Annotated in this window: 16 protein-coding genes; 5 read left to right on the plus strand and 11 right to left on the minus strand. The window is 65.5% G+C overall.

The window, feature by feature from the left end; translation table 11 throughout:
• The first annotated feature begins 1 nt into the window (after position 1).
• Positions 2–1,735 carry an FAD-dependent oxidoreductase gene (locus tag RAD16_RS16020; protein WP_458158853.1) on the plus strand — a complete coding sequence of 578 codons (1,734 nt, stop codon included), beginning with the start codon at positions 2–4 and terminating at the stop codon, positions 1,733–1,735.
• Between the two features lie 20 nt (positions 1,736–1,755).
• Positions 1,756–2,550, plus strand: coding sequence for an IclR family transcriptional regulator (locus tag RAD16_RS16025; RefSeq protein WP_458158854.1), 795 nt, complete (start codon positions 1,756–1,758; stop codon positions 2,548–2,550).
• A gap of 174 nt (positions 2,551–2,724) precedes the next feature.
• Here the strand turns inward: RAD16_RS16025 and RAD16_RS16030 are convergent, their stop codons facing one another.
• The 10 genes from RAD16_RS16030 to RAD16_RS16075 form a co-directional block, all read right to left on the minus strand.
• Positions 2,725–3,507: an SDR family NAD(P)-dependent oxidoreductase gene (locus RAD16_RS16030; protein ID WP_458158855.1), complete on the minus strand. Its 783-nt coding sequence runs from the start codon at positions 3,505–3,507 to the stop codon at positions 2,725–2,727.
• Positions 3,508–3,566: 59 nt separating this feature from the next.
• Positions 3,567–4,157, minus strand: coding sequence for a thiamine pyrophosphate-dependent enzyme (locus tag RAD16_RS16035; RefSeq protein ID WP_458158856.1), 591 nt, complete (start codon positions 4,155–4,157; stop codon positions 3,567–3,569).
• Between the two features lie 5 nt (positions 4,158–4,162).
• On the minus strand, positions 4,163–4,705 hold the full coding sequence (locus RAD16_RS16040) for a thiamine pyrophosphate-binding protein (RefSeq protein ID WP_458158857.1): 543 nt from the start codon (positions 4,703–4,705) through the stop codon (positions 4,163–4,165).
• Positions 4,706–5,027: 322 nt separating this feature from the next.
• Positions 5,028–5,732 carry a GntR family transcriptional regulator gene (locus RAD16_RS16045; RefSeq protein ID WP_458158858.1) on the minus strand — a complete coding sequence of 235 codons (705 nt, stop codon included), beginning with the start codon at positions 5,730–5,732 and terminating at the stop codon, positions 5,028–5,030.
• A 108-nt stretch (positions 5,733–5,840) separates the two neighbouring features.
• On the minus strand, positions 5,841–6,584 hold the full coding sequence (locus RAD16_RS16050; protein ID WP_458158859.1) for an aspartate/glutamate racemase family protein: 744 nt from the start codon (positions 6,582–6,584) through the stop codon (positions 5,841–5,843).
• Between the two features lie 9 nt (positions 6,585–6,593).
• A complete protein-coding gene (locus RAD16_RS16055; protein WP_458158860.1) occupies positions 6,594–7,859 on the minus strand; it encodes an NAD(P)/FAD-dependent oxidoreductase in 1,266 nt (421 codons plus the stop codon).
• A gap of 3 nt (positions 7,860–7,862) precedes the next feature.
• Positions 7,863–9,524 (minus strand): thiamine pyrophosphate-binding protein, encoded by a 1,662-nt coding sequence (locus tag RAD16_RS16060; RefSeq protein WP_458158861.1) that lies wholly within the window; start codon positions 9,522–9,524, stop codon positions 7,863–7,865.
• Complete coding sequence (locus RAD16_RS16065) at positions 9,521–10,747, minus strand: pyridoxal phosphate-dependent aminotransferase (protein ID WP_458158862.1); 1,227 nt, start codon at positions 10,745–10,747, stop codon at positions 9,521–9,523. Before RAD16_RS16065 ends, RAD16_RS16060 begins: the two co-directional genes overlap by 4 nt.
• Before the next feature lie 10 nt (positions 10,748–10,757).
• Complete coding sequence (locus RAD16_RS16070) at positions 10,758–11,111, minus strand: RidA family protein (RefSeq protein WP_458158863.1); 354 nt, start codon at positions 11,109–11,111, stop codon at positions 10,758–10,760.
• Between the two features lie 17 nt (positions 11,112–11,128).
• The gene (locus tag RAD16_RS16075; RefSeq protein WP_458158864.1) at positions 11,129–12,046 is read right to left on the minus strand and encodes an NAD(P)-dependent oxidoreductase; all 918 of its coding nucleotides are present in this window, start codon (positions 12,044–12,046) and stop codon (positions 11,129–11,131) included.
• A gap of 237 nt (positions 12,047–12,283) precedes the next feature.
• Between RAD16_RS16075 and RAD16_RS16080 the strand changes: the two genes are divergently transcribed.
• From RAD16_RS16080 to RAD16_RS16090, 3 genes are read left to right on the plus strand one after another with little or no spacing between them, the layout of a single operon-like run.
• Positions 12,284–13,123: a transporter substrate-binding domain-containing protein gene (locus RAD16_RS16080; protein WP_458158865.1), complete on the plus strand. Its 840-nt coding sequence runs from the start codon at positions 12,284–12,286 to the stop codon at positions 13,121–13,123.
• Between the two features lie 6 nt (positions 13,124–13,129).
• Complete coding sequence (locus tag RAD16_RS16085; protein WP_326904007.1) at positions 13,130–13,792, plus strand: amino acid ABC transporter permease; 663 nt, start codon at positions 13,130–13,132, stop codon at positions 13,790–13,792.
• A complete protein-coding gene (locus RAD16_RS16090; RefSeq protein ID WP_458158866.1) occupies positions 13,789–14,547 on the plus strand; it encodes an amino acid ABC transporter ATP-binding protein in 759 nt (252 codons plus the stop codon). Before RAD16_RS16085 ends, RAD16_RS16090 begins: the two co-directional genes overlap by 4 nt.
• 38 nt (positions 14,548–14,585) lie before the next feature.
• Here the strand turns inward: RAD16_RS16090 and RAD16_RS16095 are convergent, their stop codons facing one another.
• Positions 14,586–15,329 carry a metallophosphoesterase family protein gene (locus tag RAD16_RS16095; RefSeq protein ID WP_458158867.1) on the minus strand — a complete coding sequence of 248 codons (744 nt, stop codon included), beginning with the start codon at positions 15,327–15,329 and terminating at the stop codon, positions 14,586–14,588.
• Between the last annotated feature and the right edge of the window lie 37 nt (positions 15,330–15,366).

Raw genomic sequence — 15,366 nt, forward strand, 5'->3', positions numbered from 1 at the left:
AATGACCGGCAACGAGCGCAACGCAAGCGAAACCTACGAGTGCGATGTGCTCGTGGCCGGATCGGGCTGCTCCGGCATGTCGGCCGCGATTACCGCGCGCTATCGCGGCCTCGACGTGCTGATCGTCGAGAAGGAGCCCCGCTTCGGCGGCACCACCGCCCGCTCCGGCGGTTGGCTATGGATTCCCGGCACGTCCTTGGCAAAGGCCTACGGCATCGAGGAGACGCCGGAGCAGGCCCGTACATATCTGCGGCACGAGGCCGGCAACAATTTTGACGCCGCACGGGTCGATGCGTTTCTCAGCGCCGGCCCCGAGGCGGTTGATTTCTTCACCACCAAGACCGCGCTGCGCTTCGACATGCCGCTGGTGTTCCCCGACTATCACGCGGAGGCGCCCGGCGGCACGCAGGGCGGCCGCTCCATGGTGACGCGCCCGTTCGATGGCCGCGAGCTCGGCGACCAGATCAAGACGCTTGGCATGCCCCTGCCCGAGCTCACCGTGTTCGGCATGATGCTGGGAAGCGGCAAGGAGATCATCCACTTCATGCGCGTGACGAAGTCGCTGACCTCGGCGGTCTACGTCGCCAAGCGTCTGTCGCGCCACCTGATGGATGTGCTGCGCTATGGACGCGGCATAACGCTGACCAACGGCAATGCGCTCGCCGGGCGCCTCGCAAAATCCGCGCAGGACCTCAAGATTCCGATGTGGCTGTCCTCGCCGGTGCGCGAGCTGACGGTCGAGAACGGCGCGGTGACAGGCGCGATCGTCGCGCGCGAGGGCCGCAACGTGCGCGTCCGCGCGCGGCAGGGCGTCGTGCTCGCCTGCGGCGGCTTCCCGCACGACGTCGAGCGGCGCAAGAAGATGTTTCCGCATGCGCCGACCGGCCATGAGCATTTTTCGCCCGGCCCCACCGGCAACACCGGCGATGGCCTGCGCCTTGCCGAAAGTGCCGGCGGGCATGTCGAGGATCGGCTGCCGAACGCGGCGGCCTGGGTGCCGGTGTCGCTGACTACGCGCAAGGATGGCTCGAAGGGCGTGATGCCGCACTTCATCGACCGCGCCAAACCCGGCGTGATCGCGGTGATGCGCGACGGCAAGCGCTTTGCCAATGAAGGCAATTCCTATCACGACTTCGTCCAGGCCATGATCAAGGCCGCAAAGCCCGGCGAGGAGATCGCCGCCTATCTCGTCTGCGATCACCACACGCTGCGCAAATACGGCCTCGGCTGCGTGCCGCCGTTCCCGATGCCGCTCGGTCATCACCTTAATACCGGCTATCTCATGCACGGCGACACGCTCGACGCGCTGGCAGCCAAGGCCGGCATCGACGCCAAGGCCTTCACCGAGACGGTCAGGCAGTTCAACGCGACCGCGCCGCAGGGGCACGACGCCGCCTTCGGTAAGGGTTCGAAAGCCTATAACCGCTACCAGGGCGACGCGATGCACAGCCCCAATCCCTGCATCGCGCCGATCGAGAACGGCCCGTTCTACGCCATCAAGATGGTGATCGGCGATCTCGGCACCTATGCCGGCATCGTCACCGACGAGAACGCGCGGGCGCTTGACGCCGAGGGCCGGGTGATTCCCGGGCTCTACGCCGCCGGCAACGACATGGCGAGCATCATGGGCGGCAATTATCCCGGTGCCGGCATCACGCTTGGGCCGGCGCTGACCTTCGGCTACATTGCCGGCCGTCATCTCGCCGACAGCGCAGCCAAGCGCAACGCGGCGTAAACCAGGCGCATCGGAGGCGCATGAAGAGAGAAAGCCGCGGCATCCAGTCGATCGAGGTCGGCGGAGAACTGCTCCGCGCGCTCGCCAGGAGCGGCGAGCCGATGATGCTGCGCGATCTCGCCCGCGAGGCCGGCATGACGCCGGCCAAGGCGCACCCCTATCTCGCCAGCTTCTCCCGCATCGGCCTGATCGAGCAGGACGAGACCACCGGCCGCTACGAGATCGGCGCGCTGGCGCTGGAGCTCGGCCTGATCAGCCTGCGCCGCCTCTCCGGCGTGCGCATCGCACGTCCGAAGATCGCAAGCCTCGCAAGCCAGATCGGCCACGCTGTCTCGCTCGCGGTCTGGGGCACGCACGGCCCGACCGTGGTGCAGCTGGAGGAGCCCGGCCAGCCCGTCCACATCGTGATGCGCGCGGGATCGGTGATGGCGCTGCTGGAGACCGCGACGGGGCGCGCCTTCGCGGCCTTCCTGCCGGAGAAGACCATCAATGCCGCGCTCGAAAGCGGCCTCGATCGTCACGGCGTCGGCTACAATCCCAAGCGCGCGGTGAAAGGCGCGAAGGTCGCCGAGATGCTGGCCGAGGTCCGCAAGCACGGCCTCGCCCGCGCACTCGGCGATCCCCTGCCCGGCGTCAATGCGTTCTCCGCGCCGGTGTTCGACCATGCCGGCCATGTCGCGCTTGTCATCACCGCGATGGGGCCGGAAGGCACGTTCGACGCGCGCTGGGACAGCCCGATCGCGCATGCGCTGCGGGATTGTGCGGGCGGGATCTCGAAGCGGCTTGGCTACGGGATGACTGTGGCGGCGGAGTGATAATGGGCAAATTGCCCGCGCAGCAACCGCTGTCATGCTCCGCCTTGTGCGCAATTGCGCACTGGAGCGGGGCATCCAGTACGCCGCGGCCCATCGGCTCCATCACTGCTGTCTCGGAGTACTGGATCGGCCGGTCAAGCCGGGCGATGACAGCGAGTGTGCGGCGACTCCGCCCTACTTATCCTTCACCGGCACGGTGTAATTCAGGATCAACCGCCCACCGTCGGGATAAATGGTCTGCCCCGTGATATAGGACGCATCGTCACTCGCAAGGAACGCCACGACGGACGCGACCTCGCTCGGCTCGCCACCACGGCCGGCCGGGGTACGTGACATCACGGTCTTCCGCGCATCTTCCGAAGTGTAGATCGACGACGCCACCATGTCGGTCAAAATCGTCCCCGGCCCCACCGCGACGACGCGGATGTTGTGCGGAGCCAGCGCGACGGCGGCCACGGAGGTGAGCTGCTTCATGCCGCCCTTGGACATCGCATAGGTCGCAAGCGCCGGGATCGCCAGCAGCGCGTTCACCGAGGACATGTTGATGATGACCCCGCCGCCGCTCCCTTGCGCGATCATCTGCTTGGCCGCGGCCTGCACGCCGAAGAACGCACCCTTCAAATTGACGCCGATGATTTCGTCGAATTCTTCCTCGGAAATCTCCAGGATGTCGCGGTTGCGGGCGACGCCGGCATTGTTGACCATGATGTCGAGCCGGCCGAATTCTTTCACGGCGGTCGCGACGAGCTGGTCGACGTCGGCGCGTTTGGCGACATTGCCGACGACGGTGCGCAGGGCATCCAGCCGACCGAGCTCGGCGGCCGTCGCGGCGAGGCCCTCGGCATCGACATCCGAGATGACGACCTTCACGCCGTCATCGAGGAATCTCTTCGCACAGGCCTTTCCGATGCCGCGCGCCGCGCCGGTGATGGCGGCGACCTTGCCGGATAGTTTCATGGGTCTCACTCCAGGATAGCTGCTTAGGGCGCAGGCCTACGCCGGATAAGGACCGAGGGCTAGGCCGCCGCAAAGCCGAGATGAGCACGGAACCGGTTCTTGATAAAGACGGCATCGCGCGAGGGCAGCGACCGAGGCGGATTTTCGGCCAAAACCTTGATGACAAAAAGCCGCGGGCCGTCGGCCGGCTCGGCGATCTGCGTCGCGAGGCGCTGCACCTCCTCCAGCGTCCGCACCGTCGCGGTTGCGGCGAAGCCGCAAGCCGTGGCGATGGCGGTGAGATCGACGCCGCGGCCGGTATGGCTCGCCTGCATCCCTGTCTCGCCAAAATGCTGGTTGTCGATCACGACGATGTCGAGATTGCGCGGGCGCGCGACGCCGATGGTGGCGATGCCGCCGAGGCCCATCAACTGTTCACCGTCGCCGGTCAGAGCGAGTACACGCTTGCCCGGCTGCGCTTGCGCGAGCCCAAGGCCGATCAGTGCAGCGCCGCCCATAGCGCCCCAGAGATAAAAATTGTCGTCGCGGTCGCCGGTCGCGTGCAGGTCGTAGGTCGGCGAACCCAGGCCCGAGACGACCAGCGTGTTCTTGCGATCCCTAAGAAGTGCCGCGACAGCAACGCGGCGATCGAGTTGGGAAGGAACGGACATCGATATCACCACTTCTTCTTGCCGATCAGGCGCTGCCCGATCAGGACCGCGATCTGCTGGTCGGATTCGTAGGCGAGCGAGGCCGCGGATTCGACGGTCTCGACCAGATCCTCCGCCGTCTCCGCGCGCATCACCTTCAGGCCGATCGCCTCCAGCGAGGGCTGGGTCGCCCGGCTCATCGGCACCTGCCAGGGATTGAACTCGGCCCATTCGCCGCGCATCGTCACCAGCATCAGCAGCGGAAAGCGGCCGATCGCCGACAGCGACAGCATGTTGATGCAATTGCCGACGCCGCTCGACTGCATCAGCAGCACGCTGCGCTGACCGCCGAGCCAGGCACCCGCGGCAATCGCAGTGCCCTCCTCTTCGGTCGTCAGCACATTGGTGGTGACGTCGCGGTCGGCCGAGAACATGCGGATGAGCTGGCTGTGGCCGGCGTCCGGCACATACGACATCTGCCTGACGTCGGCGGCCTTGAGGATGCGATAGAGCTCGGACGGCCAGTCGTCGCTGCTGCGCGTTTCGGGATTGGGCTTGGGACTATGCACCGCGTGTCTCCGTGGAATTCAAGCGGCACGCTAGCGATATGCGCGCGCGAACGCTCTGACCGTCTGGCACGATCAGATATCGAGGGATTTTATAGCTGGCGTTTTCCCTGCGGAGCAGAGCGCACGATGCGCATTGCTGCACCCTCTCCCCTTGCGGGAGAGGGCATCGCCAAAGGTAGACACAAACTCACTAGGGTGAGGGGTCTGCCTCCGCACACTCAGGTGCATCTGCACACGCGGAGAGATACCCCTCATCCGGCGCTTCGCGCCACCTTCTCCCGCAAGGGGAGAAGGGAAGAGGCACCGCCGCTCGGGCTTGCCCTCAATTCGTCGCAGACCTCGCCGCAGCCGGCATATAGATCTGCGCGTAGCCTTCCTTGATCGCTGACGTAATGCGATCCAAGCGCCGGTCGATGTGCTTCTCCAGCACGGACACGCAAGCCTCTTCGTTACGCGCCTTCAACCCCTCGACCACCGCGCGGTGCTCGGCCTGCGTGTTCGATCGGTTGATGCTGTCCATGTCGATCCAGCGCACGAAGCGGATGCGGGCGTTGACGTTGCGCAGGACGCGCAGCATCTCGGCATTGTTCGACATGGCCATCAGCCGCTCGTGAAAGGTCTCATCTAACTCGACCAGTTCGACCGAGGAACGCTGGCCGGGATCGGGGCCGGTGGCTTCGAGGAATTTCAGCAGCGCGTCGATGTCCTCGTCCTTCGCGCGCTTGATGGCGAGGCGGATCGAGGCGACCTCGATCGACTTGCGCAACTCGTAGAGGTCGAAGATCTCGTGGGCGTCGAGCTCGCGACAGAAGAAGCCCTTGCCCGGCGTGAAGCGCAGGAAGCCCTCGGTGTTGAGACGGTTGAGCGCTTCGCGCAGCGGCGTGCGGCTGACCCCGAGGCGCTTGGCCAGCTCGCCTTCGTTGAGCCGTTCGCCCGGCTTGAACTCATAGCTCACGGCCATCGCCTTGAGCTGTTCATAGACGCGATCGACGATACTATCGGAAGCCAGTTCCACGTTGCTCTTCATCAGCTGCATTCATGCCCGAACACAGCCCAATATACCGGGGCTGTGGGGATGATTGCAATGCAAACGGCTGTTTAGCCGGTTTTGTTCAGAGCTTTGCGGCAGCCGGAATCAGGCGAAGGCGCGCGGGCGCAGTCCAGCATGAAACCAGGTGATCATGGAATAGATGTCGTAGACCGGCAGGCCGACTTCCGCCTGCAACGCTGCCGCATAAGGCGGCATGTTGGTGCATTCGAGCACGATGGCGCCGACGTCAGGGTTTTTCGCGACAAGCTGCTTGCCCGCCTCGACCACGTCACGCTCGGCCAAGCCGACGTCCATGTCGTCCTTCTCGGCCTTGATCAGGACGCGGAAGAATTCCTTGCCGTGCTCGGTGCCGACCAGCGGCGTATCAAGCGGCACGCCGGCGCCTTCGAGATGGGCCGGCGTCAGGGTCGAGCCCGACACCGTGACGAGGCCGACGCGCTTGCCCGGCGGCAAGGTCGCCTGCACCCATGGCACCTGCATTAGCGACGAGGTCGCGACGGGAACGCCGACCGCCGCCGCGATCTCCTTCTGGAACAGCGAGAGGAAGCCACAATTGGTGGTGATGGCCTCGGCGCCGAGCCGCACCAGGTCCTTCGCCGCGTCGATGAAGTCAGGCAGCAGGCCGGCCGCGCCCTTCAGCACCACCTTCTCCGGCGACGCGCCGCTCACAACGCGATAGAGCACCGGAAACGGCCAGGTCGTGCCGTTGCCCATGTCGCCGGGAATGCGGGGGAAGCGTGCTTCCAGCATCAAGATGCCGAGCGGCGCACCATAGATGGCCTTGCCGCCACGGGCGATGCGGGAGGAGGAGCTGGCAGAATAAGTCATGGTGCGATCTCAGAGGAAGCGATTGGGAGAGAACGGCGCGAGTGGAATTTCGGGCTGCTTGCCGCTCAGGAGCTGGGCGACGAGACGGCCGGTGCGGGCCGAGCCGACCAGACCGACATGGCCGTGGCCGAAGGCATAGACGATGTCGCGCGAGGCGCGTGCGTGGCCGATGCAGGGCAGGCCATCCGGCATGCTCGGGCGATGGCCGAACCACGTCTTGATGCGCGAGGCCGGAATGTCCTTCGGCAGTTTTGGGAACATGCTGAGGAGGTTGTTGCGCAGGATCTCGGCGCGCTTCCAGTTCGGCGCGGCCTCCAAGCCGGCGATCTCGACCGTGCCGGCGGCGCGCAGGCCCTTGTTGGTCCAGTTCACCACCATCTTGGCGTCGGACGCCATCATCGAGCTGCGCGGACCTGATTCCGGATTCTCGATCATGACGTGATAGCCACGCTCGGTCTCGAGCGGCAGCGGGTCGCCAACCGATGCGGTGAGCCGCTTCGAATGCGCGCCGGCGGCAACGACCGCGGCATCGCAGGGAATGACGCCAGTCTCGGTGATGACGGCGTCGAGCTTGTTGCCGGACAGCTTGAGCCCGGTTGCCCTGGCATGGACGAGCTTGGCGCCGCTCGCCAACGCATGCTGGGCAAGGGCTGCGACGTAAGCGCCGGGATCGCGGCAGCGTCCGGCCTCCTCCACCACCACGCCGAAGGTGTAGCGCGGATGCAGGTCAGGCTCGCGCTGGCGCATCTCGTCGGCGCTCAGCTCCATCCATTCGACGCCGACCTTCTTGCGCAGGCGCCAGCCGAGATCGTTGTCGAAATTGCCGCGCGACGGGAACACGTGCATCACGCCGTTGCGCTCGACCAGATCAGGCACGCCCGCCTCTTCCGCGAGCTTCCGGTGCAGCAGCGGCGCGTCCTTCAACAGGTCGCGCAGCGCAAACGCCGTCTTCTCGACCCGCGCCTCGGTCCAGCCCGAGAGCAGGTACTTGATCAGCCAGGGTAGCGCCTTCGGCAGATACGACCAGCGGATCGCGAGCGGGCCGAGCGGGTCCATCAGATAGCCCGGCACCTTCTTCCAGATGCCTGGTTCTGCCGGCGGGATCACCGAATGCGAGGAGAGCCAGCCGGCATTGCCATAGCTTGCCGCCTGCTCGCCACCGGGCGCGCCCACGTCGATCAGCGTGACACGGTGGCCCTCACGCAGCGCCTCGATGGCGCTGATCACGCCGACCGCGCCGGCTCCGATGATGGCGACGTGGCGGCCTTCCGACATCGCTTACGCCTTCACAGCCGGTGTGAAATCCTTGCCGACCGAGATCGCGCGCGGATCGATGATGCAGTGGAGGATCGACGGCTTGCCCGAGGCCAGCGCGCGCTCGAACGCCGGCGCGAATTCCTCGGTGCGCTCGACACGCTCGCCATGACCGCCGAACGCCTTCGCGTACATCGCAAAGTCGGGGTTCTTGAGCTGGGTGCCGACCACGCGACCAGGATAGTCGCGCTCCTGGTGCATGCGGATGGTGCCGTATTGCGAATTGTCGACGACGATCACGACCAGCGGCGCGTCATACTGCACGGCGGTCGCGAATTCCTGGCCGTTCATCAGGAAGCAGCCGTCGCCGGCGAAGGCGACGACGACGCGATCCGGATATTGCCGCTTGGCGAGCACGCCCGCCGGCACGCCATAGCCCATCGAGCCCGAGGTCGGCGCGAGCTGGGACGCAAAACTGTGGAAGCGGTGATGGCGATGGATCCAGCCGGCATAATTGCCGGCGCCGTTGCAGACGATCGCGTCCTTCGGCAGGCGATCGCGCAGCCAGGTCATGACCTGACCGTACTGGAACGTACCCGGCAGCTCGCGCGCCTTGTCGGTCCAGGCGAGGTAATCGGCATGTGCCTTGGCGGCCTCGCCCTTCCAGGCAACCGCACCTGAAGGCTTCAGCGTCTCAACGGCGGCAGCGAATGCGGCAGGCGTCGCCTGGATTGCCAGCGCCGGCTGATAGACGCGGCCAAGCTCTTCCGAACCGGGATGCACGTGGATCAGCTTCTGCTTGGGCGTCGGTATGTCGAGCAGCGTGTAGGACGAGGACGGCATCTCCGACATGCGGCCGCCGATCAAAAGAATGACGTCGGCGTTGTCGATGCGCGCCTTCAGGCCGGGGCTCGGTCCGATGCCGAGATCGCCGGCATAATGCGAATGATCGGCGTCGATCAGCGACGCCCGGCGGAACGAGGTTGCGACCGGCAGGTCGAAGCGCTCGGCAAAGCGCGCGATGCTCTTGGTGGATTCATCGGTCCAGCGCGAGCCGCCGAGGATGACCAGCGGCGCCTTGGCGCTCGCAAGCATCGCACCGACCTGCTCGAGATCTGATGGCGCCGGCCAGCTCACCGCGGGCTCGATGCGCATGGCGTCGGCGACAGCGGCGGTCTCGGTCAGCATGTTCTCCGGCAGCGCGATCACGACGGGACCAGGGCGGCCCTGCATGGCGACGCGGAAGGCGCGCGCGACCAGCTCGGGGATGCGATCGGGACGATCGATCTCGACCGCCCATTTCGCCATGGGGCCGAACACCGCCTTGTAGTCGAGCTCCTGGAACGCCTCGCGCTCGCGCATGCCGGTATCGACCTGACCGACGAACAGGATCATCGGGGTCGAGTCCTGCATCGCGATGTGGACGCCATGGCTGGCATTGGTCGCACCCGGACCGCGGGTGACGAAGCAGACGCCGGGGCGTCCCGTCAGCTTGCCATAGGCTTCCGCCATCATCGCGGCGCCGCCTTCGGCGCGGCAGATCACCACGTCGATCGGGCTGTCATGCAGCGCGTCGAGCGCCGCGAGGTAGCTCTCGCCCGGCACGCAGGTGACGCGGTCGACGCCCTGGGCGACCAGCTGATCGATCAGGATCTGGCCCCCGGTGCGGGTGTTGCGAATGGTCATGACAGCTCCCTGCAGGCTTTGGCGATGCGCATCACGGCCTCGCGCAAGTTTTGTTCCGAGGTGGCGTAGGACAGGCGGAAATAAGGTGCAAGGCCGAAACAGCTGCCCGGCACCACGGCCACGTCATGCCTCTCCAGCAGGAAGCGGCAGAACGCTGCATCGCTGTCGACGACGGCACCGTCAGGCGTGCGGCGGCCGATGAGGCCGGCGCAGCTCGCATAGGTGTAGAACGCCCCCTCCGGCCGGCGGCAGGTGACGCCGTCGATGGCGTTGAGCCCGTCGACCACGAAGTCCCTGCGACGCTGGAACGCGGCGCGGCGCTCGATCAGCACGTCCTGCGGGCCGGTCAGCGCGGCGATCGCGGCGGCCTGGCTCACCGAGGACGGATTGGTCGTGCTCTGGCTCTGCACCACGGCCATCGCCGCGATCAATTCGCGCGGGCCGCCGCCATAGCCGACGCGCCAGCCGGTCATGGCATAGGCCTTGGAGACGCCGTTGACGGTCAGCGTGCGCGACTTCAGGCTCGGCTCGAGCGCGGCGGCCGTGACGAACGGCATGCCGTCATAGATCAGGTGCTCGTAAATGTCGTCGGCCATCAGCCAGACATGCGGATGGCGCTTGAGCACATCGAGGATCGGACGAAGCTGCGCCGCCGAATAGGCCGCACCGGTCGGATTGGACGGCGAGTTCAGCAGCAGCCAGCGCGTCTTCGGCGTGATCGCACGCTCGAAATCGGCAGCGTCGAGGCGAAATCCGTTCTCCTCGCGGCAGAGCACGTCGACCGGCGTGCCGTCGGCGATGCGCACCATGTCGGCATAGCTGGTCCAATACGGCGCGGCGAGAATCACCTCGTCGCCCGGACTCAAGCTCGCCATGAAGGCGTTGTGGATCACCTGCTTGGCGCCGGCGCCGGCGGTGATCTCGTCGGCGGCATAGACGAGATTGTTCTCGCGGCGGAATTTCTCTGATATCGCCGCCTTCAATTCCACGGTGCCGTCGAGGATGGTGTATTTGGTCTGGCCCGCGCGAATGGCGCGCTCGGCCGCGTCCTTGGCATGGTCGGGCGTGTCGAAGTCGGGCTCGCCGGCACCCAGCACGATCACCGGCCGCCCCTCGCGCTTCAGCCGCTGTGCGACCGCGCCGATCTTCAAAATCTCGGAGACGCCGATAGCGCTGATGCGCTGCGCGGGACGAAAGGTCGATACGGGTGCCCTGACAGTCACGGCCGAGCCCTTACTTCCGCGCGGCGATCGCGATCACTTCGATACGGAAGGCGGCATCGGCGAGTTCGACCTTGCCGCAGGCGCGGGTCGGGGTGTTGCCGGGCACGACCCAGGCATCATAGACCGCGTTCATGGCGTCGAAATCGTCCATGGTCCTGAGCCAGACCTGCACGCTGAGCAGGCGCGACTTGTCGGTGCCGGCGCGCGCCAGCATGTCGTCGACCTTGGCCAGCGCCTCTTTGGTCTGCTGGGTGATGTCGGCAGTCTTGGTATCCGCCACCTGGCCTGCGAGGAAAACGAGATCGCCGAACACGGAAGCGCGGCTGCGACGGGCGTTCTGGTCGATGCGGGTGATATCCGACATGGGATGTCCTTATTGATTTACTTGCCGGCGGCGATGATGCGGCGGCAGTGGTCGAGCGCCGCGCCAATGAGGTTGTCGCTCGCCTCCGGCGTGCGGAACGCCGAATGCGCCGACAGCGTCACGTTCGGCAGCTTTGTCACGGGGTGACCTGCCGGCAGCGGTTCGACGGTGAAGACGTCGAGGCCGGCATGGGCGATGTGGCCGGAGCGCAGCGCGTCCAGCATCGCGTCCTCATCGACGATCGCGCCGCGCGCGGTGTTGATCAAAATGCTGCCTTTGCGCATCTGCGCGATGCGCTCGCGCGACAGGAACCGCTTGGTCTCGTCGTTGAGCAGCAGATGCAGCGAGACGACGTGGCTCTCCGCGAGCAGCTTCTCCAGCGAGACGAACTCGACACCCGGATGCGTCTTCGGCGTCCTGTTCCAGGCAATCACCTTCATGCCGCAGCCCGCCGCCATGCGCGCGGCTTCCGCGGCGATGCCGCCGAAGCCGATCAGGCCGAGCGTCTTGCCGGTGAGCTGCATCGCGTCACGGCGCAGCCAGTTGCCCTCGCGCATGCCGCGGTCCATCTCGCCAAAGTTTCGCGCGGAGGCCCACATCAGCGCGATCGCGCATTCGGCCACGGCGGTGTCGCCATATCCCTTGATGGTGTGGACGGAGATGCCGCGCTCGGCGAGTTCCTCCGGATTCATGTAGCTGCGCGCGCCGGTGCCGAGGAAGACGACATGCTTCAGCGCCTTGCAGGTCTCGGCGATCGGCGTCGGCACCGCAGTGTGGTCCACGATCATGATCTCGGCATCGCCGAGCAGGCCGGGCAGATCGTCGGGCTTGATCGAGGGATTGCGGTTGATGCTGACCGGCAGCTTCTGCGAGGCCAGCAGCTTGTCGGTCACCCCCGCCAGGGTCTCGTTCGCATCGACGAATAGGGCGCGCACAGGCCTCTCCTTCAGCACATCTTGATATTGCGTTCAGTTTTGTATTCAGACTTGAATGCGATTTGCAATCCCTAGCCCTCGGGAATTTTGCGCAATCCTGCCAAGATATTGGGCTCCCCTCTGACTTGCCGCCCAAATGGTCAGCAAATCGAAATACCGTATTGCATTTTATCCTGAATACAGAAATAGTCCAGTGGCCGGAGAACATCCGACCCAAATTCCAGGGAGACAGAGACCATGAATCGCAGGGACGCTCTCACCAAAGTCGCGCTCGCGGGCGCAGCGATTGCCGCCGTAAGCAGCTCGGCCAAGGCCGACACCGCGCCAACGTCCACGCTCGACCGCATCAAGAAGAATGGTGTGCTCCGCGTCGCCGTGATCGTCGGACAGGAGCCCTACTTCCATAAGGATCTGGCCACCAACGAGTGGTCGGGCGCCTGCATCGACATGGCCAAGGATATCGCCGGCAAGCTCGGCGCCAAGCTCGAGACGCTGGAATCGACCTGGGGCAACCAGATCCTCGACCTGCAGGCCGACAAGGTCGACCTCGCCTTCGCCGTGAACCCGACGCCGGAGCGCGCCCTGGTGATCGACTTCTCGACCCCGATCCTGGTGCACTCCTTCACCGTCATCACCAAGAAGGGCTTTGCCAAGCCGCAGACCTGGGCCGAGCTCAACAAGCCCGACGTGAAGATCGCCGTCGACATCGGCTCGACGCATGAGACCATCGCGCGCCGCTACTGCCCGAAGGCCAACATCCTCGGCTTCAAGAACCGCGACGAGGCGATCCTGGCGGTCGCGACGGGACGTGCCGACTGCAACGTCTCGCTGGCCGTGCTCTCGGTCTCGACCCTGAAGAAGAACCCGAACCTCGGCGATCTCGCCATCCCGCGCCCGCTGCTGACGTTGCCGACCAACATGGGCATCCGCGCCGAGAGCGACCGCCGCTATAAGGATTTCCTCAGCGCCTGGGCGGACTACAACCGCTCGATGGGCCAGACTCGCGAATGGATGCTGAAGGGTTTCGAGGCTGTCGGCCTCACCGCCGATGACCTCCCGCCCGAAGTGCAGTTCTGATCGATCATGTATGTCTGGGACTTCGCGGCGCTCAAGCCGTATTGGGGCCTGATCTGGCAGGGGCTCCTGGTCACCGTGTATTACACGGTGGCCACGGTGATCGCGGGTCTCGTGATCGGACTGTTCGTCGGCATCCTGCGCACGACGGCGCCGCGCTGGGTCACGGTGCCGCTGCGTCTCTATATCGAAGTATTCCGCTGCACGCCGCTGCTGGTGCAGTTGATCTGGGTGTACTACGCCCTGCCCGTCCTGATCGGCGTCGACATGTCGCCGGCGATGGCGTGCTTCATCGCGCTGTCGCTCTATGCCGGCTCGTTCTACGCGGAGATCTTCCGCGGCGGCATCGAGGCCGTTGACACCGGCCAGTGGGAAGCCGGCCGGGCCATCGGCATGCGCCGCGGCAAGATCTTTCGCCGCATCGTGCTGCCGCAGGCAACCCAGGTGATGATCCCCTCCTTCATCAACCAGACCATCATGCAGCTCAAGAACACCTCGCTGGTGTCGGTGGTCGCGGTCGGTGATCTCCTATACCAGGGCACTGTCATCACCGCATCGAGCTACAAGCCGCTCGAGGTCTACACCACGATCGCCGTGCTCTATTTCGTCGTGCTGTTCCCGCTGACGCTGGTCGCCGACAGGGTCGAGCTGAAGATGGGAGCGCACCGATGAGCGCTTTGATCGCTGACAATATCCACAAGGCGTTCGGCGACCACGAGGTGCTCAAGGGCGTCTCGCTCTCGGTTGCCCGCGGCGAGGTCGTCACCCTGATCGGCGCCTCCGGCTCCGGCAAGTCGACCTTTTTGCGCTGCCTGAACCTGCTGGAAATGCCGCAGCAGGGCAAGCTCGCAATCGGCACGCACAAATTCGCCTTCGGCAAAGGCGTGCGCGCCGCCGGTGACGCGCAGCTCGCGCTGCTTCGCCGCAGCGTCGGCATGGTATTCCAGCACTTCAACCTGTTCCCGCACATGTCGGTGCTCGGCAACGTCACCGAGGGACCGGTGCAGGTGAAGGGCATGGCGCAGGCCGAGGCCAACGCGCTCGGCCGCGATTTGCTCGCCAAGGTCGGCCTCGCCGACAAGGCCGATGCGTTCCCGAGCCGTCTGTCCGGCGGCCAGAAGCAGCGCGTCGCCATCGCCCGCGCGCTCGCCATGAAGCCCGACGTGATGCTGTTCGACGAACCGACCTCGGCGCTCGATCCCGAACTCGTCGGCGAAGTGCTCTCCGTGATCCGCAGCCTTGCCGCCGAAGGCATGACCATGGTGCTGGTGACGCACGAGATGGCCTTCGCCGCGGACGTCTCCACCCGCGTCGGCTTCATGAACGACGGCATCATGGCCGAGATCGGCACACCCGAAGAGACCATCCGCCAGCCGCGCAGCGAGCGGCTGAAGGCGTTCTTGAGCCGGTTCCACGAGACGCATTGAGGCGCGAGATCGCGAATGCTGGCGATGGGACGACGACGTCACCTGACTCGTCCCACCCAGCCCGTCGCAATTGCGCTCGCCCAGGTCAGCATTCCCTTGGCGCGCGCGAGTGCCGCCATGGCCGTGGTGTCATAGGGCACATAGCGGATCGTCGCGGACCAGCCTCCTCCGGCATGCTCCAGTATTGCGTAGCAGGCATGAGGCGTACCGACTTCGACCACGTAGGGCACCGGCACCTTCCCATCATAGCCGGGCAATCCAACACTGCCGGGATTCACGACCAGCCGGCCATCCCTCAGACGCACCAAGCGAGGAATATGCGTGTGTGCACACAGGATGATCTCGGCGGCGATTCCTTCGGCGCCAGCCTCGATCGAATCAATCCCGCTCGGATGCGGGCGGCCGTCATCGCCGATGTGGTCGAGCCAGAAAGCCGCATCATTGCTCGGCGATCCATGGCACAGGAACGCCCGCTCTTTATACGTGAGCGTCGACGGCATGCTTGCCATCCACTCGAAGTGCTTGCGCTCGAGCTCTCGGAAGTCGCTGCGTGTCGAGGTGCCGGCCTGCCGGAGCTCCAGCAGAATGCGATCCTGATCGCCACGTATTGACGGAACCCCTCGCTCCATCAGCAGGTCCGCCGTTCGGGCTGCCTCGAGCGGACCACTGACATGGTCACCCAAATTCACGATCTCGTCGATGCCGAGCGTGGCGATGTCCGCAAGGACGGCTTCAAGCGCCGGACGATTTCCGTGCACGTCCGCGATGGCAGCAAATTTCATGTGGCCTCTCCGTTCGGGATGGCCGACGATTCACGCA

The organism is Bradyrhizobium sp. 18BD (assembly GCF_054185225.1).